At 60.0% G+C, this 21,290-nt stretch carries 21 protein-coding genes; 12 read left to right on the forward strand and 9 right to left on the reverse strand.

Annotated features, from left to right (window positions below; genetic code table 11):
• Positions 1-63: 63 nt before the first annotated feature.
• Positions 64-834 (reverse strand): ferredoxin--NADP reductase, encoded by a 771-nt coding sequence (locus tag H9646_RS04040; RefSeq protein ID WP_191722054.1) that lies wholly within the window; start codon positions 832-834, stop codon positions 64-66.
• Positions 835-1,222: 388 nt separating this feature from the next.
• Here H9646_RS04040 and H9646_RS04045 point away from each other — a divergent pair, with 388 nt between their 5' ends.
• The 4 genes from H9646_RS04045 (at position 1,223) to H9646_RS04060 (ending at position 5,939) form a co-directional block, all read left to right on the forward strand.
• Positions 1,223-2,422, forward strand: a complete 1,200-nt coding sequence (locus H9646_RS04045; protein ID WP_191722055.1) for an ABC transporter substrate-binding protein — start codon at positions 1,223-1,225, stop codon at positions 2,420-2,422.
• 108 nt (positions 2,423-2,530) lie between these two features.
• Complete coding sequence (locus H9646_RS04050; protein ID WP_191722056.1) at positions 2,531-4,435, forward strand: ABC transporter permease; 1,905 nt, start codon at positions 2,531-2,533, stop codon at positions 4,433-4,435.
• Entirely contained in the window at positions 4,432-5,193 is a 762-nt protein-coding gene (locus H9646_RS04055) for an ABC transporter ATP-binding protein (RefSeq protein ID WP_191722057.1), read from the forward strand. The genes H9646_RS04050 and H9646_RS04055 overlap by 4 nt, the downstream gene beginning before the upstream one ends.
• Complete coding sequence (locus tag H9646_RS04060) at positions 5,190-5,939, forward strand: ABC transporter ATP-binding protein (RefSeq protein ID WP_191722058.1); 750 nt, start codon at positions 5,190-5,192, stop codon at positions 5,937-5,939. The genes H9646_RS04055 and H9646_RS04060 overlap by 4 nt, the downstream gene beginning before the upstream one ends.
• Here H9646_RS04060 and H9646_RS04065 read toward each other — a convergent pair.
• The 4 genes from H9646_RS04065 to H9646_RS04080 all read right to left on the reverse strand — a co-directional run bounded on the left by H9646_RS04065 (position 5,928) and on the right by H9646_RS04080 (position 8,839).
• On the reverse strand, positions 5,928-6,491 hold the full coding sequence (locus H9646_RS04065) for a YiiX/YebB-like N1pC/P60 family cysteine hydrolase (RefSeq protein WP_318244902.1): 564 nt from the start codon (positions 6,489-6,491) through the stop codon (positions 5,928-5,930). The genes H9646_RS04060 and H9646_RS04065 overlap by 12 nt on opposite strands.
• Positions 6,492-6,523: 32 nt before the next feature.
• Positions 6,524-6,919 (reverse strand): DUF4878 domain-containing protein, encoded by a 396-nt coding sequence (locus H9646_RS04070; protein WP_191722060.1) that lies wholly within the window; start codon positions 6,917-6,919, stop codon positions 6,524-6,526.
• A 93-nt stretch (positions 6,920-7,012) separates the two neighbouring features.
• The gene (locus H9646_RS04075; protein WP_191722061.1) at positions 7,013-7,615 is read right to left on the reverse strand and encodes a glutathione S-transferase N-terminal domain-containing protein; all 603 of its coding nucleotides are present in this window, start codon (positions 7,613-7,615) and stop codon (positions 7,013-7,015) included.
• A gap of 36 nt (positions 7,616-7,651) precedes the next feature.
• Entirely contained in the window at positions 7,652-8,839 is a 1,188-nt protein-coding gene (locus H9646_RS04080; protein ID WP_191722062.1) for a YbfB/YjiJ family MFS transporter, read from the reverse strand.
• Positions 8,840-8,937: 98 nt separating this feature from the next.
• On the opposite strand from H9646_RS04080, the gene H9646_RS04085 reads away from it, so the two are divergent.
• Positions 8,938-9,831, forward strand: a complete 894-nt coding sequence (locus H9646_RS04085) for a LysR family transcriptional regulator (protein WP_191722063.1) — start codon at positions 8,938-8,940, stop codon at positions 9,829-9,831.
• Positions 9,832-9,889: 58 nt separating this feature from the next.
• Here the strand turns inward: H9646_RS04085 and H9646_RS04090 are convergent, their stop codons facing one another.
• Positions 9,890-11,428 (reverse strand): YifB family Mg chelatase-like AAA ATPase, encoded by a 1,539-nt coding sequence (locus tag H9646_RS04090; RefSeq protein ID WP_191722064.1) that lies wholly within the window; start codon positions 11,426-11,428, stop codon positions 9,890-9,892.
• A 206-nt stretch (positions 11,429-11,634) separates the two neighbouring features.
• Here H9646_RS04090 and H9646_RS04095 point away from each other — a divergent pair, with 206 nt between their 5' ends.
• From H9646_RS04095 to H9646_RS04115, 5 genes are all read left to right on the forward strand, one after another.
• Positions 11,635-11,973, forward strand: a complete 339-nt coding sequence (locus tag H9646_RS04095) for a P-II family nitrogen regulator (RefSeq protein WP_042411906.1) — start codon at positions 11,635-11,637, stop codon at positions 11,971-11,973.
• Positions 11,974-11,999: 26 nt separating this feature from the next.
• A complete protein-coding gene (locus H9646_RS04100; RefSeq protein ID WP_191722065.1) occupies positions 12,000-13,382 on the forward strand; it encodes an ammonium transporter in 1,383 nt (460 codons plus the stop codon).
• A 164-nt stretch (positions 13,383-13,546) separates the two neighbouring features.
• Positions 13,547-14,671 (forward strand): glycolate oxidase subunit GlcE, encoded by a 1,125-nt coding sequence (gene glcE / locus H9646_RS04105; protein WP_191722066.1) that lies wholly within the window; start codon positions 13,547-13,549, stop codon positions 14,669-14,671.
• A gap of 52 nt (positions 14,672-14,723) precedes the next feature.
• Entirely contained in the window at positions 14,724-15,983 is a 1,260-nt protein-coding gene (gene glcF, locus H9646_RS04110; RefSeq protein WP_191722067.1) for a glycolate oxidase subunit GlcF, read from the forward strand.
• Positions 15,984-16,059: 76 nt separating this feature from the next.
• The gene (locus H9646_RS04115; RefSeq protein WP_191722068.1) at positions 16,060-16,800 is read left to right on the forward strand and encodes a ProQ/FINO family protein; all 741 of its coding nucleotides are present in this window, start codon (positions 16,060-16,062) and stop codon (positions 16,798-16,800) included.
• Between the two features lie 48 nt (positions 16,801-16,848).
• Here the strand turns inward: H9646_RS04115 and H9646_RS04120 are convergent, their stop codons facing one another.
• Positions 16,849-17,343 carry a glutathione peroxidase gene (locus tag H9646_RS04120; RefSeq protein ID WP_191722069.1) on the reverse strand — a complete coding sequence of 165 codons (495 nt, stop codon included), beginning with the start codon at positions 17,341-17,343 and terminating at the stop codon, positions 16,849-16,851.
• A 173-nt stretch (positions 17,344-17,516) separates the two neighbouring features.
• Between H9646_RS04120 and H9646_RS04125 the strand changes: the two genes are divergently transcribed.
• Positions 17,517-17,699: a hypothetical protein gene (locus H9646_RS04125; RefSeq protein ID WP_191722070.1), complete on the forward strand. Its 183-nt coding sequence runs from the start codon at positions 17,517-17,519 to the stop codon at positions 17,697-17,699.
• Between the two features lie 66 nt (positions 17,700-17,765).
• On the opposite strand, the gene H9646_RS04130 is transcribed toward H9646_RS04125, so the two are convergent.
• Together H9646_RS04130 and lplT are read right to left on the reverse strand one after the other, a co-directional pair.
• Positions 17,766-18,647: a DMT family transporter gene (locus H9646_RS04130; RefSeq protein ID WP_191722071.1), complete on the reverse strand. Its 882-nt coding sequence runs from the start codon at positions 18,645-18,647 to the stop codon at positions 17,766-17,768.
• Positions 18,648-18,709: 62 nt separating this feature from the next.
• Complete coding sequence (lplT, locus tag H9646_RS04135; RefSeq protein ID WP_191722072.1) at positions 18,710-19,999, reverse strand: lysophospholipid transporter LplT; 1,290 nt, start codon at positions 19,997-19,999, stop codon at positions 18,710-18,712.
• A gap of 142 nt (positions 20,000-20,141) precedes the next feature.
• Here lplT and alr point away from each other — a divergent pair, with 142 nt between their 5' ends.
• Complete coding sequence (alr, locus tag H9646_RS04140) at positions 20,142-21,257, forward strand: alanine racemase (protein WP_191722073.1); 1,116 nt, start codon at positions 20,142-20,144, stop codon at positions 21,255-21,257.
• The last annotated feature ends 33 nt before the right edge of the window (positions 21,258-21,290 follow it).

Genomic DNA, 21,290 nt, shown 5'->3' on the forward strand with positions numbered 1-21,290 from the left:
TGCGCAATAAAAAACCTGCCGATGCAGTGCATGGGCAGGCAGGGTGTCGCAGCAAAGCAGGGCTTACTTTTCGACGAAAGCGCGTTCAATCACGAAGTCGCCGGGCGTGGTGGTGTTGCCTTCCTTGAAACCGCGCTCTTCCATCATCTTCTTCAGGTCCGCCAGCATGGCGGGGCTGCCGCACAGCATGACGCGGTCGGTTTCGGGGTTCAGCGCTGGCAAGCCCAAGTTTTGCGGGAAGGTGCCGTTGTTGATCAGGTCGGTGATGCGGCCCTGATTGCGGAAAGGCTCGCGCGTCACGGTGGGGTAGTAATGCAGCTTGCCCTTGACGATGTCGCCCAGGAATTCGTGCTCGGGCAGTTGCTCGAACATTTCCATATAAGCCAGCTCCTTGACCTCACGCACACCGTGCACAACGACTACGTTGTCAAAGCGCTCGTAAGTTTCGGGGTCGCGCGCCACGGCCAGCCAAGGTGCCAGACCCGTGCCGGTGCCGATGAGGTACAGGTTCTTGCCGGGCAGCAGATAGTCGATCAGCAGTGTGCCCGTAGGCTTCTTGCCGACGATGATGGTGTCACCCACCTGAATGTGCTGCAGGCGTGAAGTCAGTGGGCCGTCTTCCACCTTGATGGACAGAAATTCCAGGTGCTCTTCGTAGTTCGGGCTGGCAATGGAGTAGGCGCGCAGCAGGTTCTTGCCGTCGACCTTCAGACCAATCATGGTGAAGTGGCCGTTGGAAAAACGCAGCGCAGTGTCACGGGTTGTGGTGAAAGAGAAAAGGCGGTCGGTCCAGTGGTGAACAGAAAGGACGCGTTCTTCGAGAAAAGCACTCATGGTGGAACTGATGGCAGAGGATGCAAAAATGGGCAATGCATGCCCGGGCGTCAATAGCCAGGTGGCGAACCCAACGAGACTGCGCGTTTGGCGCTGGAGGTGCGGGGTATGGCGGGCTGGCGTTCATGCGGATGAATCCGCTATTGTCCGAGAAATGACGGCTTTAAGGCAGGATTGCGGTCTTTGGTTTGATATGGATTAGTTATAAGCACGTGCTTGCCATGCGGGGTGGGTTGCTTGACAATAATCATTGTTTGAGAAAAAGATTGGTATGTGCTGCGGCTGGCGGCACGTTTTTTTAACTAATTAATGCTCATTTTGAGCATTAATAAAAGCTGTGCACGGCGTCTTGAGGCCGACCTCGCAACAGCGCCAAGGAGGATGACAAATGCAGATACGTTGGACGATGGCCTGGCTGGCGGTGGCTGCGGCACCGGCATGGGCACAAGGCGTGCTCAAGATTGGCGAAATTAATAGCTACAAAGCTATGCCTGCTTTTCTCGAACCCTATAAGAAAGGCATGGAGCTGGCAGTCGAGCAGATCAATGCCGATGGAGGTTTGCTGGGTAAAAAAGTCGTGCTGATTACGCGCGATGACAACGCCAGCCCCGGTGATGCCGTGCGAGCTGCCGAGGAGCTATATGCGCGTGAAAAAATTGACGTGCTGACCGGCTCTTTTCTCTCGCACGTGGGCATGGCGCTGACCGACTATGCGCAGCAAAAGCAGCGTTTCTTCCTGGCATCGGAAACACTGACTGACAAGGTGGTCTGGCAAAACGGTAATCGCTATACCTACCGCCTGCGTGGCTCCACCTACATGCAAACGGCCATGCTGGTGCAAGAAGCCAAGAAGCTGAACAAGAAGCGCTGGGCCATCGTGTATCCCAACTACGAGTACGGCCAGTCGGCGGTGGCTACCTTCAAAACGCTGATGAAACAAGCCCAGCCTGATATCGAGTTTGTGGCGGAGCAAGCCCCTGCGCTGGGCAAGATTGATGCGGGCTCTGTGGTGCAGGCACTGGCCGACGCCAAGCCCGATGCGATTTTCAATGTGCTGTTCTCGGTGGATCTGGGCAAGTTTGTACGTGAAGGCAATACGCGCGGCCTGTTCAAGGGCCGTACGGTGGTGGGCTTGCTCTCGGGTGAGCCCGAGTACCTGGATGCCCTGCGTAGCGAAGCACCTGAGGGCTGGATCGTCACTGGCTACCCCTGGTACAGCATCAAGACACCTGAGCACGATGCCTTCTTGAAGGCCTACCAAGGCAAGTTCAAGGACTACCCGCGTCTGGGCACCATCGTGGGCTACAACGCCATTCAGTCACTGGCTGCAGGCATCAAAAAAGCTGGCAGCACCGATACAGAGGCGCTGATCAAGGCATTCAAGGGGCTGGATGTGCAGACTCCATGGGGCGTAATTACGTACCGTGCGCAAGACAACCAGTCCACCATGGGGGCGTTTGTGGGCAAGACCACCTACAGCAAAGATATGAAGCGCGGCGTGATGACTGACTTCTACTATGCCGATGGCAAGGATTACCAGCCGACCGATGCGCAGGTCAAGCAACTGCGCCCTGCCAGCGCGCAATAATTGCCTTTTGCTGATAGCCACGCGGATGCGCAGCCTGCAAGCTGTTGCACCGGGTGGCTTTTTCGCACCCTTTGGGGAGAAGTTTGTGAGTTTGAGGAGCGCCATCGCATGAGTGCATCTGGCCTGCTGGCCCAATTGCTCAATGGCCTTGCCAGCGCGTCGTCGCTGTTTCTGGTGTCTGTCGGGCTGTCGTTGATCTTCGGAGTGACGCGCACCATTAATTTCGCGCACGGTTCTTTTTTCATGCTGGGTGCCTACATGGCATTTACCAGCGTGGAAACACTCGCGCCCACCATCGGCTTTTGGCCCGCCTTGCTGCTGGCACCACTGGCATGTGCGGCACTGGGCGCGCTGACGGAGATAGGGCTGCTGCGCCGCATCTATAAAGCGCCAGAACTGTTTCAGTTGCTGGCCACGTTTGCACTGGTGCTGGTCATCAAAGATGCGGCCCTGTGGCTATGGGGGCCGGAGGAGTTGTTTGGCCCGCGTGCAGCGGGGCTGGAAGGCTCGATCGAGATATTGGGTCGCCAGTTTCCCACCTATGACTTGTTGCTGATTGCCGCTGGGCCACTGGTGCTGCTGGGCCTGCATGTGCTGCTCACCCAAACCCGGTTTGGCACTTTGGTGCGTGCTGCCACGCAAGACCGTGAAATGGTGGGCGCACTGGGCGTGAACCAGGCGTGGCTGTTCACTGCTGTCTTTGCACTGGGCACATTGCTGGCCGGGCTGGCAGGGGCGCTGCAATTGCCGCGTGAACCCGCCAGCCTGGAGATGGACATGACCACCATTGGCGCCGCCTTTGTGGTGGTGGTAGTGGGTGGCATGGGCAGCATTCCCGGGTCTTTTGTGGCGGCACTGTTGATTGCTGAAATCAAGGCTGTGTGCATCTGGCTGGGCGTGCAAGAGGTTGCAGGCGTGGAGGTGTCTTTTTCCAAGCTCACGCTGGTGGTGGAGTTTTTGGTGATGGCCTCAGTGCTGGTCTGGAGACCATGGGGGTTGATGGGCAAGCCACAGGCCCCTGCACGCCATGCGGGGGTGCCTGAGCAGCCCTTACGTCTTGCCGGTCGTAGCAGTACGGCGGCATGGGGTGTGCTGGTGCTGGGCTTGCTGGTGCTGCCACTGCTGGTGGGCGAAGGCAGCTACGCCACAGTGCTGATGACGGACATGCTGATTGCTGCGCTGTTTGCTGCCAGTCTGCACTGCATTCTGGGCCCCGGCGGCATGCATTCGTTTGGACATGCGGCCTACTTTGGACTGGGTGCCTACGGCGCTGCGCTGGCCGTGCGCCTGCTGCATGTACCGATGGAGGTGGCGCTGGTGCTGGGCCCGCTGATGGCCGCTGCGGGGGCTTTGCTGTACGGCTGGTTTTGCGTACGCCTGTCTGGGGTGTACCTGACCATGCTCACCCTGGCGTTTGCGCAAATCACATGGGCGATTGTGTTTCAGTGGGATGGTGTTACGGGTGGCAGCAATGGACTGACGGGGGTGTGGCCGTCTGACTGGGCATCACAGACCGAGCACTTTTACTGGCTGGCCTGGGCGCTGTGCGTGCTGGGTGTGTATGGCTTGCGCCGGATGCTGTTTTCCCCCTTGGGCTATGCGTTGCGCGCTGCGCGAGATTCCGCCATGCGTGCCGACGCCATTGGGCTGGATGTGCGCCGTATTCAATGGACCGCGTTTGTGATTGCCGGTGCGTTTGCGGGTCTGGCCGGGGCGTTGTTTGCTTTTTCCAAAGGCAGCGTAGCGCCAGACAGTCTGGGCGTAAGCAAGAGTGTGGATGCGCTGGTCATGGTGCTGCTGGGCGGCATTCAGACCCTGGCTGGCCCTGTAGTGGGTTCTGCGGCCTTCACCTGGCTGCATGACACCGTGGCGCGCAACACGGACTACTGGCGGGCATTGATGGGGGCCATCATGCTGGTTTTGGTGTTGCTGTTTCCGCAAGGTATTTCCGGATTCGCGCAGCAGTTGCAAGCCCTGTGGGTTTCCCAAAAGAAAGAACGGATCCACCCATGACACTGCTGCAAGTGCAATCACTTTGCAAAACATTTGGCGGCGTTCAGGCGGTGCATGAGGTGTCGTTCACGCTGCAGGCAGGGGAACTGCTGGCCTTGATTGGTCCCAATGGGGCGGGCAAAAGTACCACTTTCAACATGGTGGGCGGGCAACTGCAGCCAGATCATGGGCGCGTGCTGCTGAACGCAGAAAACCTGGTGGGCCTGGCTCCGCGGGCGATCTGGCGCAAAGGGGTAGGGCGTACTTTTCAGATCGCACAAACCTTTGCTTCGCTGACCGTGGTGGAGAACGTGCAAATGGCGCTGCTGTCACGCGATCAGCGAATTTTTTCATGGTGGCAACGAGCGAATGCGCACCGTCGGCCGGATGCGCTGGCGCTGCTGGCGCAGGTGGACATGGCGGCACAGGCGGATCGGCCTTGCAGCGAATTGGCTTACGGGGATGTCAAGCGTGTGGAGCTGGCGATTGCACTGGCGCACGACCCCCAACTGCTGCTGATGGACGAGCCTACGGCAGGCATGGCTCCGGGTGAGCGCGTGGCGCTGATGCAGCTGACGCGTCAGCTTGCCAAAGCACGCCGGATGGGTGTGCTGTTTACTGAGCACAGCATGGACGTGGTGTTCGGGCAGGCTGACCGTGTGGCCGTGTTGGTGCGCGGGCAATTGCTGGCTGAGGGCACACCGCAAGCCATCCGTGATGACGCCCGCGTGCAGCAAGCGTATCTGGGCAGTGGCCTGGTGCTGGAGAAGCAGTTATGAGTGAAGTGCAAACAACCCCTTCCAGCCCTTTGCTGCAAGTTGAAGGCCTGAACGCCTGGTACGGTGCCGCACACATCTTGCACGGCGTGTCGCTGCAGGTCGGGCGCGGTGAAGTGGTGGCGCTGATGGGGCGCAACGGTGCAGGAAAATCCACCACGCTCAAGAGCATTGCCGGACTGCTGGAGCGGCGCAAAGGAAAAGTTCTTTTCATGGGCAATGCAATACAGGGCAAGGCATCGCACCAGATTGCCCGCGCGGGCCTGGGGTATGTGCCTGAAGATCGACGTATCTTCACCGAGCTGACCGTGATGGAGAACCTCGAAGTAGGCCGCCAAAAAGCACGGCTGTGGCCCGACGGCAGTCCCGTGCCGCACTGGACGCCTGAAAAGCTTTTTGCACTTTTTCCCAATCTGGGCGAAATGCCGCAACGCCCGGGCGGGCAAATGAGCGGAGGCGAGCAGCAAATGCTCAGCGTGGCGCGCACGCTGATGGGGCAGCCGTATGTGGTGCTGCTGGATGAGCCCTCAGAAGGTGTTGCGCCATTGATCGTGGAGCAAATGGCCCGCACCATTTTGGCGCTGAAGGCGCAGGGCATTGGCATCTTGCTCAGTGAGCAAAACCTGCCTTTTGCACAGGTAGTGGCCGACCGTGTTTATGTGCTGGAAAAAGGCCAGATTGTGCACAGTGGGCCCATGGCCGAACTGGCGGGCCATGCGCAGGTGCGCCAGCAGTATTTAGGGCTTTGAGGTAGCTGGCTGTGCAGGCAGGGCTTGCAGTCGTGGTGATGCTGCCAGCGCACTGGGCAGCAGGTAGGTGCCACTGAGCAGCGGGAGTGCAAGCTGCGTGCGCTGCACTGGCAGCGTGATGCCTGCGTGGGCCCAAGCATCCCACGCCAAGGTGGTGCAGTAGGTGCCCTGGCTAGGGTCCAGCATGTGAAAGCGCCGGCCTTTTTGTGCCAGTGCCCAATCTACCGCACGCTGGCGTTGCTGTGCGCTGGCGGCACGCACATGAAAGACTTGAAAGGCACTGGCTCGCTGTGGGTGCAGGTAAAAGGACAGCTCATCGAGCACCACCGCATCTGGGCTGGATGGGCGCTCTGCAGGTGTGGCGTGCAGTACCTGCCACCGCGCAGCATTGCCAATCAAGACGCCGACATGGCTGTACAGCCCTTGATCGATGGCCATGACCGCATGGCTGACACCTTCAGTGCCCGTGCGAAAAATCAGATCACCCGCCTGTGCCTGTGGCGGCAGGGTGGGCAACTGCGCTACGCTGGCCGTGCAGAAAAAAACCGCCACTAAAGTGACGGTGTTGTGCGCAGTCCGCAGCATCAAAGGCGGATTTTCCAGTGGCCATCTTCCTTGAGCAGCGTAAAGCTTTCGTTCTTGGTTTTGTCATTCTTGAACGTCACTTGCACTTTGACTTTGGCGCTGTTGCCGTCTGCAGCCATGTCCTCTTGCAGCATGTCAATCTTTGCAAGACCGTTGTTGGCATCCACCACGGATTTGCCCTGCGCAACCATCATCTCAACCTTGGCTTTGACCAGGCGCATTTCATCGGCAGAGACCTGCTGGAGCGCTAGGTACTGGGTGGCTTTGTCAGCGTTGCCTGCGGCCACAGCCATGTAGAAGTCGCGGATGACGTCAATGGGCGCGCTGCCACCCAGGCAGGCGGTCAGGCCCAGAGACATGCCCATTGCAAGCCAGGTGCGTCGAGAAATATTCATAGCCAGTAGAGGTGTGGGTCAAAGAGCGCTGGCTGTAAGCCAGCGTGAACCTCTGAAGGATAACAAGCTGCCACAAGCGTGAAGTGTTCGTGATTAATGAAATGCCGTAGTCATCAAACTGGGGCGCTGCTGTATCTGCGCAAGCCATTGCTGTGTCTGCGCAGAGGTTCCTGCAGGCAGCATGCCGGGCAGCCGGAACATGACATATTCCAGTGCAACGGCCGTGGTGATTTGGTCCAGCGAAAGCGCTGTGCCGGGCAGTGCAGGCAGTGAAGTTTCGATGCGATGCAGCGCACGCGCCAGGGCTGCCAGGCGGCGTTGCCCCATGACGCTGGAGTCAGCAGCCTGCGCGCCTTCGTACTTGCGCGCAATCACCAGATTAAATGCGCTTTCCATCAGGCCATAAGCGACGCTGGTGCGTGCGAGCACACTGGCCGCTTGCTCTGCAGGCACCAAAGGTGTGCCAGAGCCACACTGGTCTAAATACTGCGCAATCAACAGCGATTCCGCAATCGCATGGCCATCGCTGGTCACCAGGACTGGAATGCGCAGCTGGGGGTGCGTGGCGAGCAGGGCGGGGTCGTTGCCCCATGGGTCGCTCCAGACCAGATCGACACGATCGGCCAACCCTCTTTCTAGAACAATCACACGTGCCACGCGTGCAAAAGGTGAGGTGGTATTTAAAAAAAGTTGCATGCTGGGTCTTGTAAAGAGGAACGCTTCCAGCGCCCGTTAGCGGGACGTTAGAGGCTGTTTTTGCTTGGAGAAAAGAATCAGAACGGCACCCAGCATCAAGGCGCTGCAGCCCATGAAAAACAGACTGCGGTAGCTGCCCGTGTGGGCGTAGATATAGGCCATGAGATAGCCTGCGGTGGCTTGCAGCAGCGCAAAGGCGGCAGTGGCGTAGCCCCACATGCGCTTGTGACGTGCCGGACCAATCAGCTGCATCAGGTAGCCCGATGTAATGGCTGCCATGCCGGGCGACAGCGCGCCAACGATAAAGCCAGAGACCGCATGCCCGGCAAAGCCCACCCAGATCAGGGGCATGCCAATGGCCATCGCTTTCAAGGCATAGGCCCCTGCTGTGGTGCGCCACCAGCCCCAGCGCGTAGCGCACAGCGATGCGCACAGTGGTCCCGCCACGGCTCCCAAACCAAAAAACGCCCACTGTGTAGAGGCATAGGTGGAGCCCAAATTCAATTCGCGTGCCAGATAGTCCACCCAAAACACCGTGTGCGGCACAAAGCCAAAGGCATCGGTGGTGTAGGCTGCCAACACCAAGATGACGGGCAGGCTCCACACAGCGGCGGCTGGCAAAGCAGGGGCCGCACCCGACGTAACCACCATGGGAATGGGGGCGGGCAGCTGGCGTGCATTGCGCCAGCCCCACCACAGTGCGGCCACGCACACCAGCGTCAGGCCCCACCACACGGCGCCAAGGCTTTGCTGGGCCAATGCTGGCACCAGCGTGGCCGACAGCAAGGCACCCACTCCAATGCCGCAAAACATCAGTGGGCCCAGTGCGGCACGGCGCTCTACGGGGGTGGCAGACATGGCGACCGAGGGGCCCAGCACCATCAAGGTGGCACCTGCAATGCCTGACAGCAGGCGCCAGACAAAGAACACGGTCATGGGTTGATCAAAACTGCAAGCCGCAAAGCTCAGTGCCACCGCAAACCAGCACCCAACCAGAACGCGCACGGCCCCCCAACGCTCGGCCATCGGCGCAGCAGCCAGCGCGCCAATCAAATAACCCAAGAGGTTGGCTGCCCCCAGATAGGCCACCTGCTCGCCGGTGAACCAGCCTGCCAGCACCATCTCTGGCATCAAGGCTGTGTAGGCAAAGCGTGCCAGTCCCACACCGCTGAGTGTGGCCAGAAAGCCGGTCAAGAAAAGCGGAAATTCAGAGCGTCGAATCACATGGAACCTTGAAGTGATGGGGCAGGTTAGGCGTTTGTCATGATCATGTCCAATGATTCAAAATGAATGCCATCATCTTTTTTTGTGATTGATGCCCCATGCAACTTAAATCTCTGCGTATTTTTGATGCCGTTTGCAGCACTGGCAGCTTTGGTGCCGCCGCACAGCGGCTGCACACCGTGCAGTCGAACGTGACAGCACACATCAAGAAGCTGGAAGAAGAGCTGAAGGTGCAGCTGATGGAGCGCAGCAATGGCCCGGTGCGCCTGACCCCCGCTGGCCATACCTTGCTGCCTCAGGCGCAGCGCCTTTTGCAGACCCACGATGACACTTGTGCGCTGTTTGCGGGTGAGGTACCGCCTGCGGGCAGCTTGCGCATAGGTGCGATGGAAAGCACGGCGGCCTTGCGCCTGCCCAGCGTGCTGGCCAAGGTGTACCAGGCCCACCCCCACATTGACCTGCAGTTGCGCACTGGGCCCACGGCGGCATTGCTGGACGATCTGGTGCGCGGAGCGCTCGACTGCGCCTTTGTGGCGGGCCAGCCACCCAACCCGCGCTGGTGGGCGCAACCCGTGTTTCAGGAGGAGCTGGTGCTGGTGGGGCCAGCGCCCATGCAGACATTGCCCGCGCCAGAAGTGCTGCTGCACACGCCATTTCTGGCATTCAGGCAGGGTTGCAGCTACCGTCAGCGCATTGAATTGTTGCTGGCCAGCCAAGGCATCACGTCCACACGCATCATGGAGCTGGGCACGCTGGATGCCATCTTGGGCTGTGTGGCTGCAGGCATGGGCTTTGCGTTGATGCCGCTGGCACTGATGCAGACCCAGCAGAGCCGATTTGGCACTCATTGTGTGCGCTTGCCTGAGCCTTTGCGCAGCCAGATCGGCGTGGTCGATACGTGGCTGGTGGCCCCTGAGCAACAGGGCTGGTCACCACAGTTGCGGGCATTGGTTGGCAAGCTCTCCCCACTGGGGGGGCGTGCCCAGGCATAGCGCCAGTCAGGCGGACGGCAGCTTGCTTGCCAGCGCAAGATGAGGGTTGCGCAGCAGCCTACTTTGCGGTGTGCAGCAGTGCTCGGCGGTATTGCATGGCCTCAGCCACATGCGTGCTGGCAATGGTGTCGCTGTGGGCCAAGTCTGCAATGGTGCGCGCCACACGCAAGGCACGGTGGGTGGCGCGGGCAGACCAGCCCAGGCGCTCTCCTGCCTTGCGCACCAGTTGATGTGCACTGTCTTGCAGGTGCAAAAATCGATCCAAAGCGTCGCCTTGCAATTGCTGGTTGCTGCAGGCCTGGCGTGCCATGGCGCGCTCACGTGCTTGCACAATGCGGCTGCGGATGGTGGTGCTGCTTTCTTCGTTGCTGGCGGACAGCAGCTCCTGCGCAGGTAATGCAGCGACTTCAATGTGCAAATCAATCCGGTCCAGCAGCGGTCCGCTGAGCTTGCCTTGGTAGCGCGCCACCTGGTCTGGAGTACAGCGGCAGGCGCGTTGGGTGGAACCCCAGAAGCCACAGGGGCAAGGGTTCATTGCGGCGATCAGCTGAAACTGTGCCGGAAATTCTGTACTGTGAGCCGCGCGGGCAATGGTGATGCGGCCTGTCTCCAGGGGCTCGCGCAGGGCTTCTAAAGCGTTGCGGGCAAATTCAGGAAATTCATCCAGAAACAAGGTGCCATGGTGGGCGTATGAAATTTCACCTGGTTTAGGTGGCGAGCCGCCGCCCACCAAAGCCACAGCGCTGGCGGTGTGATGGGGGCTGGCTGTGCGGCGCAGTCCCCATTGGTCGGCCTTGAAGCGTCCGCACAAACTGGCAATGGCGGCGCTCTCCAGTGCCTCGTGTGCAGACATGGGGGGGAGTAATCCGGCAAAGCGCTGTGCCAGCATGGATTTGCCAGAGCCGGGAGGCCCCACCATCAATACGCCGTGCTGGCCGGCCGCCGCAATCTCCAGCGCGCGTTTGGCGGATGCCTGGCCCTTGACATCGCTGATGTCGGCAAGCGTTGCATGCGCGGTGACGGGGGGCGCTGGCATGCGTTGCCAGCCTGCGCTGGTGGTGGGATCGAGTGTGGCCGTGCAAGGGAGTAGCTGTGCCACGACATCCAGCAGATGTTGTGCACCATAGACCTCAGCCTGAGGGGCGCATGCAGCCTCAGCGGCACTTTCCATGGGCAGCACCAAGCGCACAGCCGCGTGCTGCATCTGCAGTGCCAAGCTGGTAGCAAGCGCCCCGCGCACAGGCCGAAGCGCACCCGATAAAGACAGCTCTCCTGCAAATTCCCAGCCTTGCAGTTTTTTGGCATCGATCTGCCCGCTGGCCGCAAGGATGCCCAGCGCTATGGGCAAATCAAAGCGGCCAGAGTCTTTCGGAAGGTCGGCGGGCGCCAGGTTGACGGTGATGCGCTTGTTGTTGGGAAACTCCAGCCCGCTGTTGGCAATGGCGCAGCGCACGCGTTCGCGGGCCTCTTTGACTTCAAGGTCCGCAAGCCCCACCAGACTCAAGCTGGGCAGACCATTGGCAAGGTGGACTTCCACGGTGACAGACGGTGCTTGCAGTCCCAGCAATGCCCGACTTTGCACACAGGCCAAGCTCATGAACGGTCTCCTCCCTATTCCGGTGCAAGTGCGCGTCAGAAACCTGGCTCTAACTTGCACTGATTTGGTGCATTGGCGGCAAGTGGCGCGCGCTCACTGTAGGACGCTTGTAACTCTCGCTTCAATGCCGCTGGTTGGCACGCTAACTGCTTAAAGGGGTTGTCACAACACTTTTTACAACTTCCCACTTCCCGGAGGAACGTCTCATGAAAATGGTGTCAGCCATCATCAAGCCCTTCAAGCTCGACGAGGTGCGCGAAGCCCTCTCGCAGCTTGGGGTCCAGGGCATCACCGTGACCGAGGTGAAGGGTTTTGGCCGCCAGAAAGGCCATACCGAGCTGTACCGCGGTGCGGAATACGTCGTGGATTTTTTGCCCAAGGTCAAGCTGGAAGCAGCGGTGGACGATGCCGTGCTTGAGCAAGTGATCGAAGCCATCGAAGGTGCAGCACGCACAGGAAAGATCGGCGACGGCAAGATTTTTGTTTACGACCTGGAGCAAGTCGTGCGTATCCGCACCGGTGAAACCGGCAAGGAAGCGCTGTAACGCAACCCCTAATGCAAGAGACTGACATGAAAAAATCGCTCCCTGCACTCACGCTCGGCGTAGGCCTCTTGGCCACAGCCGCAGGTGCCTTTGCTCAAGAAGCTGCGCCTGTTGCAGCTGTTGTTGTAGAAGCCGTTGTGCAAACCGCAGCACCTGTGGCTGCCGCCGCGCAAGAAGTGGCCAAGCTGGACTCCGGTGACACCGCGTGGATGCTGACATCCACCATGCTGGTGATCTTGATGACCATCCCGGGCCTGGCCTTGTTTTATGGCGGTCTGGTGCGCTCCAAGAACATGCTGTCCGTGCTGGCACAGGTGTTCACCATCTTCTCGCTGATCACTGTGCTGTGGGCTATTTATGGCTTCTCGCTGACGTTCGGTGGCGAAGGCAAGTTCTACGGAGACTTCAGCAAGCTGTTCCTGGCTGGCATCACGCCCGACACGCTGTCTGGCATGCTGCCCACCATTCCTGAGTATGTGTTTGTGGCCTTCCAGTCGACCTTTGCTGCGATTACGGTGGCGTTGATCGTGGGTGCATTTGCAGAACGCATCAAGTTCTCTGCCGTGATGATTTTCTCGGTGTTGTGGTTCACCTTCAGCTACATCCCCATGGCCCACATGGTGTGGGGCGGTGGTTTGCTGGCAGCCGATGGCGCGCTCGATTTTGCGGGCGGAACGGTGGTGCATATCAACGCTGCCGTGGCTGGTCTGGTGGGTGCCTACATGGTGGGCAAGCGCATCGGCTTCGGTAAGGAAGCCCTGCCTCCTCACAGCCTGACACTGACCATGGTGGGGGCATCCCTGCTGTGGGTGGGCTGGTTCGGTTTCAACGCCGGCTCCGCTGGTGCTGCTAACGGTGGTGCAGGTCTGGCGTTCATCAACACCATCTTGGCAACTGGCGCTGCTGCCGTGGCCTGGATCGTGACGGAGTCGCTGCACAAGGGCAAGGCTTCCATGCTGGGCGCCGCATCCGGTGCGGTGGCTGGCCTGGTCACCATCACTCCCGCCGCTGGTTTTGTGGGCCCCATGGGCTCCATCGTGATGGGTCTGATTGCTGGCCCTCTGTGCCTGTGGGGGGTGTCTGGTCTGAAGCGCATGCTCAAGGCTGACGACGTGTGTGATGTGTTCGGCGTACATGGCGTGGGCGGTATCTTGGGCGCTATCTTGACGGGTGTGTTTGCCTCGCAAAGTCTGGGTGGCACAGGTGGTCTGAGTCCTGACACTTTCGCCATGGGTGCGCAGGTTTGGGTGCAGTTCAAGAGCGTGATCGTGACCATGGTCTGGTGCGGTGTGGTCTCTTACGTCTGCTTCAAGATCGCAGATATCCTGGTGGGTCTGCGAGTGGCTGAAGATGCTGAGCGCGAAGGCCTGGACATCACCACCCACGGTGAGTCTGCCTACAACCGTTAAGCATAGACAGCAGGCAGCACGCACTGCCTGCGAGGTTTGCTTGAACCGCCCCTTCGGGGGCGGTTTTTTTGTTGCTGCAGCGCAGCGTGATTCACGCAGGGCATTCAAAAAATTCACGCCCGGACAGCTGGTAAAAAACCGTGGTGTCGCTACGATTTACAGCCATGGATGCAGCCCTTCACCAGATTCAAGCGCGCGTACGCGCCGCCATTGCTGAACAAACGCCCCTGCGCATTTGCGGGGGTGGCAGCAAAGACTTTCACGCCATGCAATTGCAAGGCGACATTGTGGACACCTGCAGCCTGACAGGCATCGTCAGTTATGAGCCCAGCGAACTGGTCGTGACCGTCAAGGCTGGCACACCTTTAGCAGAGCTGGAGGCCGTACTGGCTGCGCAAGGCCAGTGCCTGGCGTTTGAGCCCCCCCACTTTGCCGGCAGTACCAACAGGCAAGCTACGGTAGGTGGCATGGTGGCTGCCGGATGGAGTGGCCCGGCCCGCGCCAGTGCAGGTGCCGTGCGCGATTTTGTTCTGGGCATTGAAATCATCAATGGCAAGGCTGAGCTGCTGCGTTTTGGTGGCACGGTGATGAAGAATGTGGCGGGCTATGACGTCTCGCGGCTCATGGCCGGTAGCTGGGGAACTCTGGGCCTGATCACGGAAGTCAGCCTCAAAGTTTTGCCCGTTGCGCCTGCAGAAACCACGCTGCGCTTTGATGGCGTGTCGCAAGCCGAGGCTCTGCAGCGCCTGAACCTGTGGGGCGGCCAGCCTTTGCCGCTGAACGCCAGTTGCTGGGTAGAAGACGCTGGTGTGGACACGCTGTATGTGCGCCTGCGTGGTGCGGTGGCAGCGGTGGATGCGGCATGCCGCAGCATGGGTGGCGTACGGCTGGACAGCGCGCAGACGGCGGGCGACTGGCAGGCCTGCCGTGAACAGCAATTGCCATGGTTCACCACGCGTACAGCCACCGAGTGCCTGTGGCGCTTGTCGGTGCCGCAAACCGCCCCGGTGCTGGCGCTGCCTGCGGGCGTCGCTGCACCGCTGGTGGAGTGGCACGGTGGCTTGCGCTGGGTGAAAGCACCACGCGCAGCCGGTGCCAGCTTGCACCAGATTGCACAGGCTGCAGGGGGTAGCGCTTTGCTATTCAGAGCTGAAAGCCAAGAGCAGATCAGCGCTGAAGCCATATTCAACCCAAATAACCAGGGCGTGGTGCAGATACACCAGCAATTGAAGCAGGCGTTTGATCCCGCGGGCATTTTCAATCCCGGGCGTACCTCTGCGTTGTTCTAAGCGCTGCGCACCGGCAATGGTCAGAATCTAGAAAACCCACGAGACAACACCCATGCAAACCAATTTGGCACCCGAGTACCTCGGAACGCCCGAAGGGCAAGAAGCGGAAGCCATTCTGCGCAAGTGCGTGCACTGCGGCTTTTGCACGGCCACCTGCCCCACTTACCAGATTCTGGGCGATGAGCTCGATGGACCCCGCGGCCGTATTTACCTGATCAAGCAGGTGCTGGAAGGGCAGGCGCCCACGCGTGCCACGCAAATGCACCTGGACCGCTGCCTGACTTGCCGCAACTGCGAGTCCACCTGCCCCAGCGGCGTGCAATACGGGCACCTGGTGGACATTGGCCGCAAAGTGGTGGACGAAAAGGTGCAGCGCCCCGTGGGCGAGCGCATGCAGCGCTGGCTGCTCAAGGAAGGCCTGACGTCACCCTTGTTTGCACCGGCGATGAAGCTGGGGCAATCCGTGCGCAGCTGGCTGCCTGAGAGCATTCAAGCCAAAGTGCCACCCAAGAGTGAGCACGGCGCATGGCCCACCCGCAGCCATGCACGCAAAGTGCTGCTGCAGCAAGGCTGTGTACAGCCGGCCATGTTGCCCAACATCAACTACGCCACCGCACGCGTGCTGGATGCGGTGGGCATTCAAACCGTGGTGGTGACACAAAGCCAGTGTTGTGGTGCCGTGAAGTACCACCTCAATGACCACGAGGGCGGCAAAGCCCAGATGCGCGCCAATATCGATGCGTGGTGGCCCGCTGTTGCCGCAGGCGAGGTGGAGGCGATTGTGAGTAACGCCTCAGGCTGCGGTGCCATGGTCAAAGACTGGGGCCATGTGCTGCAGCATGAGCCGGCCTATGCTGACAAAGCGGCCCATATCAGCGCGTTGACACGGGATTTGAGTGAGCTGCTACCCGCCTTGCTGCCGGAGCTGGCGGCCAAGCTGCAAGGCAAGGTGCAGGTGGTGCAGCAGCCCATGGCTTACCACCCGCCGTGCACCTTGCAACATGCGCAAAAGCTCAAAGGCGTGGTGGAGGCCAACTTGGGCAAGCTGGGATTTCAGCTGACCACGGCGCGCACCGAGTCCCACCTGTGCTGTGGATCGGCAGGCACTTACTCGGTGTTGCAACCGGTATTGTCCAAAACGCTGCGTGATCGAAAATTGCGAGCACTCAACGAAGCTGTGACTGAACCTGTAGCCATTTTGTCGGCCAATATTGGTTGTATTGCCCACCTGCAAAGTGGAACGCCACTGCCTGTGCGCCACTGGGTGGAAGTGCTCGATGAGGCGTTGGCTGCGATTGCTTCGCACAACTAAAGAGGCCATCGATTCGCATTGATGGCGCAATGCTGGCATCATCGCGTGTTTGATTTTTTGCACTGGCCTACCGCCCATGACCGAACCCGTGTCCTCCACCGTTGAAAACGCTGCGCCCGCCGCACCGGCGCAAGCGCCTGCCCGAGCCGACCGTCGTCCTCCCCATCACGGTGGCCGTGGTCGCCCTGCTGGCAATGCAGCTTCGCGCCCAGTGCGTGAAGTTCACCCTGTGCTGGCCCAGCTGGCACAACTGCACCCCGTGCTGTTTGGTGCCACCGTGCAGCCACTCAAGCGCGGGACATACCAAGACCTGCTGGCTTTGCACGGTGAGGCGCTGGACAAGGCGGGGCTGAAGGTTGCCATGGCGATCCACACCCGCTCGACCCGCTATCTGAATGCGGTGGCTTCGGGCGCTGCGCGCCACGATCTGCAAGGCAATCCGGTGGAAGCCATGGCACCGGAGCATGTGTTCCACGCCTTGGTGGAAGTGTTCAAGCGCAAGAAGCCCCGTGATGGCGAAGACCTGCAGGTCAAGCTGCGTCGCCGCATGGGCATGGCTTTCATGGACTCAGGCCTGAGCCGCGAGGCCTATCTGGAAGTGGTGCAGGTGCGTGATGAAGCCACGCAAACCCTGCTGGATGCCGCTTTGGACGAGGTGGCAGAGCAAGACGCCAAGGCCGAAGCTGTGCAGCGTGCCTTTGCTGGCAGCGGTGCTGCGTCAATTGAGGCATTTGCCGATATGTACGGCATGAACCCGCACGCCGTGCAGCGTCAGCTGCACCGTGCCAAGCAGTTGCAAGGCCAGCAGGCTGAGTAAAAGCCTGAGTGGCACACGACTAAAAAAAGGGCCTTCAAGGCCCTTTTTTTATGGCTGTGGCGTGCGCAGGGCCTGCTCAATATCTGTCGTCAGGCTTTGCGGAGTGTCCTTGGGGGCGTAGCGGTGCAGAACCCGGCCATCGCGCCCCAGCAGGAACTTGGTGAAGTTCCACTTGATCATCTCGGTGCCCAGAATGCCCGGTGCCTGTGCTTTGAGCCATGCAAAGAGCGGATGGGCGCTGGCACCGTTCACGTCCACCTTGGACATCATGAGAAAGTCCACACCGTAATTGCGCTGGCAAAAGCTGGCAATTTCAGTGTCACTGCCCTTGTCTTGCTGGCCAAACTGGTTGCAGGGAAAGCCCAGAATCACCAGCCCTTGATCGACATAGCGCTGGTGCAATTGCTGCAGGCCCTCAAATTGCGGCGTAAAGCCGCAGGCGCTGGCGGTGTTGACCACCAAAACCACCTTGCCTTCATAGCTGGACAAAGCCTGGCTATGGCCGTCAATGCTGGTTGCTGAAAAGTCGTAAAAACTGGTCATGGTGGACTCGGTGCAAGAAGAGGTGCAGGCATCTTGCCACCACAGCTGCTTTGCACGCCACCGCGATGCCAATACAACCAGAGAAGTTGTACCCACGTGGTATTTGAATTTCACCGTGATTTGCGTTAAATTTTTTATACCTGTTGTAGTTCATCGCAATAAAGGAGGTTTCCATGAGCCGTGGATTACGCTCTTTGTTTGAAAGCTCAACTTTTGTTTTGGCACTGGGTGTCGTGGTGTTGCTCAGCGGTATGGGGTATGGCACCTATACGGCACACAACAAACCCGAGGTGCATGTGCAAGTGATGGAGCCCATCCCTGGGCCTGCTGACGCTGCGCAGGCCACCAAGCCTTAGCCGCACCAGTTAGATCCAAAAACTCCGCACAGCTAGCCTGGCGGGGTTTTTGGATGGGGTGCAGGCTCAGCGTTTATTGCTCTGCAGCACGGCCATCAAGGCCCCGGAGATGATGAGCAGGCCACCCAGCAGCATGCGAGGCGTCAACTCGGTGGCGCCCAGCAGCCACGCCGAGCCGCTGGCAAACAGGACTTCAGACAGCATGATCAGCGACGTGGTGCTGGTCGGTACACGCGCAGCGCCGTACTGCAGCGCCCACGAGCCGATGGCCACAAAAACGGCCATGCCCAGCGCGCAAGAGACCCAGACGACATCGGGCGCAGGCACGGCAGGAAAGTAGCCCGTGACATAGCCGAGGCTGGCTGTGGCCAGGCCCACACACATGCAGCCAATGAACATGGCCAGCACCCGCGCCATGCTGGGTGCGTGAAAGCTGCGGCGCAAGATGACATTGGTGCAGGCAAAGCACAGGCCACCAAACACGGCCAGGTATTCGGACAGGCCAATGCCGGCCGTCAGGCTGTGCAGGCTGGCGCCTTCGGGCACGATCACTAAAGCCATGCCGCTGAAGGCCAGAACCAGGCGCAGCAAGCCTGCACGGGTTGGGCGCTCACCCAGAAAGCGCCAGGCCAGCAGCACGGTCCATGCGGGCATGAGATAGAACAGCAAGATCACGCGCACCACATCGCCGGTGGAGGCTGCCATGTTGAAGGACACATTGGTCAAGCCCGAGGACAAGGCCAGCAGCCACAGCGTGCGGTGGGTCAGAAATGCGTGCAGGCTGCTGCGCATCCACACCACGGTGATCACGGTCAGCAGGCTGTAGATCATGCTGGTGGCCCATGGGGCCACCAGGCCCGCGGCATGCATGGTCTGAAAGGGCCACCAAGCCAGGCCCCAGACCATGGCATTGAACAGCAGCGAGAAATAAGGCAAAGAGAAATGCATGTCAAAAATGGCTCCGGCGCAGGTGGTGCCTGCGCCGGATGCTATGGATATAGTCTTTTGTTTTAGTGGTGGTCTTTGCGCGCAATGTCTAGCAAGCGGCGCACTTCGCTGCCATGTTTGCGGCAATTGTGCAGGTACCAGCGGCCAATCAGCCACATGGTGGCTGCCACAATTGCGCCAAAACCGGTGATGGCTCCGTAGGCGGAAACACCCCACATGGTGCTCAGGCTGTACAGCGCGCCCAGGCCCAAAATACATGCTTGCTCGTTGAAGTTTTGCACCGCAATCGAGCGGCCCGCACCCATCAGGCTGTGGCCGCGGTGCTGAAGCAATGCGTTCATGGGAACGACCAGATAACCCCCCAGGCCGCCCAGCACGATCAGGAACGGAACGGCAATCCACAGGTGACCGATGAAGTTCATGCAAATAACCAGCAGGCCCATGGCGATACCCATTGGTATCACACGTGTGGCGTGCTGCAGCTTCATGCGCATGGACGCCAGCACGGCCCCCACCGCAGTGCCAATGGCGACCACGCCCACCAGCGCTGAAGCTTGTGTGGTGCTGTAGCCCAAGGCCACTGCCGCCCAGGCCAGCACGATGTAGCGCAGATTGCCCGAGACGCCCCAAAACAGCGTAGTGGTGGACAGAGAGATCTGGCCCAGCTTGTCTTTCCACAGGCGGCGGTTGCAATCCCAGAAATCAGGCAGCAGCGCCAGCGCATTGCGAAAGTTGCTTTTCTGGGAGTCTTGGCTCAAGGGCACCAGGGGGGCAGAGGTGCGTGGAATGCGCAGATTGAAGGCCGCTGCCAGAGCGTAGACAAAAATAAGCACGCCAATGGCCGCTTCGGCAGCGTTGTTAACGCCGGGAATGTGCAAGGCCAGCAAGTGCGAGGAAATGGCCGGGCCAACCAACTGGCCGCCCAGCAGCACGCCCAAGATGATGGAGGTGATGGTCAGCCCCTCAATCCAGCCATTCGCCTTGACCAGCTGGGAAGCGGGGAGCAGCTCGGTCAAGATGCCGTATTTGGCCGGGGAATACGCTGCAGCACCCAGACCGACCACGGCATAGGCTAGCAGCGGGTGGTGGCCAAACAGCATCAGCAGGCAGCCCAGCACCTTGATGGCATTGCTGATGAACATCACCCGCCCTTTGGGCAAGGCATCGGCAAAGGCCCCCACAAAAGGGGCCAGCACGACGTAAAACAGCGCGAACATGGGAACCAGAGCGGCACTTTGCCACTCGGGGGCTCCGCCCGTACGTAACAGCTCTACAGCGGTGACGAACAGGGCGTTATCGGCCAGCGAGCTGAAAAACTGCGCTGACATGATGGTGTAGAAACCGCGCTTCATGAAATGCTGTGCGCACACCTGCCCTCAGGGACAGGCGCACGGAAATGATTGTCCCGATGGCGAAAGGAGTGGCGGTTATATCACGCACACTTCGAACACTGGTGCCAGAATGGCCGCTGTTTGCTCTCGATTGTGATTTGTCATGCCGCGCCCCATTCTTGCCACCATCCATCCTCAAGCGATTCGCCACAACCTGCAACGGGTTCGCAGCGCAGCGCCAGACGCCAAGCTCATGTGCGTGACCAAGGCCAATGCCTACGGCCATGGCATTGAGCGCGCTTTTGAAGGTATGCGTGCGGCAGACGGCTTTGCGGTGCTGGAGCTGGAGGAGGCGCAGCGCCTGCGTCGCCTGGACTGGCGCGGCCCCATCTTGCTGCTGGAGGGCGTGTTTGAGCTGCGTGATCTGGAGCTGTGCTCTCGCCTGGGTGTCTGGCACACCGTGCACTGCGATGAGCAGATTGATTGGCTGGCGGCGCACAAAACGCAAATTCCGCACCGTGTGTTCTTGAAGATGAACAGTGGCATGAATCGCCTGGGCTTTACGCCAGAGCGTTTTCGCAGTGCCTATGCGCGCCTTAATGCCTTGCCGCAGGTGGAAGAGATTTCTTTTGTCACCCACTTCAGTGATGCGGATGGCCCGCGCGGCATTGCGCACCAGCTGGAAGTATTCATGCAAGTGACCGAAGACCTACCGGGCGAACGCAGCGCCTGCAACAGCGCAGGCGCCCTCATTTTTGGGAGCGATGAGCGGGCCCGCAATGACTGGGTGCGCCCTGGCATCGTGCTGTACGGCAGCGCGCCAGACTATCCGCAGCGCACGGCGCAGGACTGGGGCCTGCTGCCAGCCATGACGCTGTCCACCAAGGTGATTGGTGTGCAAAACCTCAAAGCGGGCGATACCGTGGGTTATGGCTCTGCCTTTACTGCGGATGGGCCCATGAAGCTGGGCGTGATCGCCTGTGGCTATGCCGACGGCTACCCCCGCCATTGCGGCACGGACACACCTGTGCTGGTCAACGGCGTACGCACCCGGTTACTGGGCCGCGTGAGCATGGACATGATCTGCGTGGATTTGACCCCGGCGCCAGAAGCTGGCGTGGGCAGCGAAGTGGTGCTGTGGGGCCGCAGCCCCAGCACGGGCACTTTGCTGAGCATTGACGAGGTGGCCGCCGCCGCTGGCACGGTGGGCTATGAGCTGATGTGCGCTGTTGCCCCTCGCGTGCCTGTGGTCAGCGATGAAGACGTGCTGCGCAAATAAGCACTCATAAATCACAAAGCTTTCATTAAAAAT

The sequence above is a fragment of the Comamonas avium genome (genome assembly GCF_014836675.1).
GTDB classification, from domain to species: domain Bacteria; phylum Pseudomonadota; class Gammaproteobacteria; order Burkholderiales; family Burkholderiaceae_C; genus Comamonas; species Comamonas avium.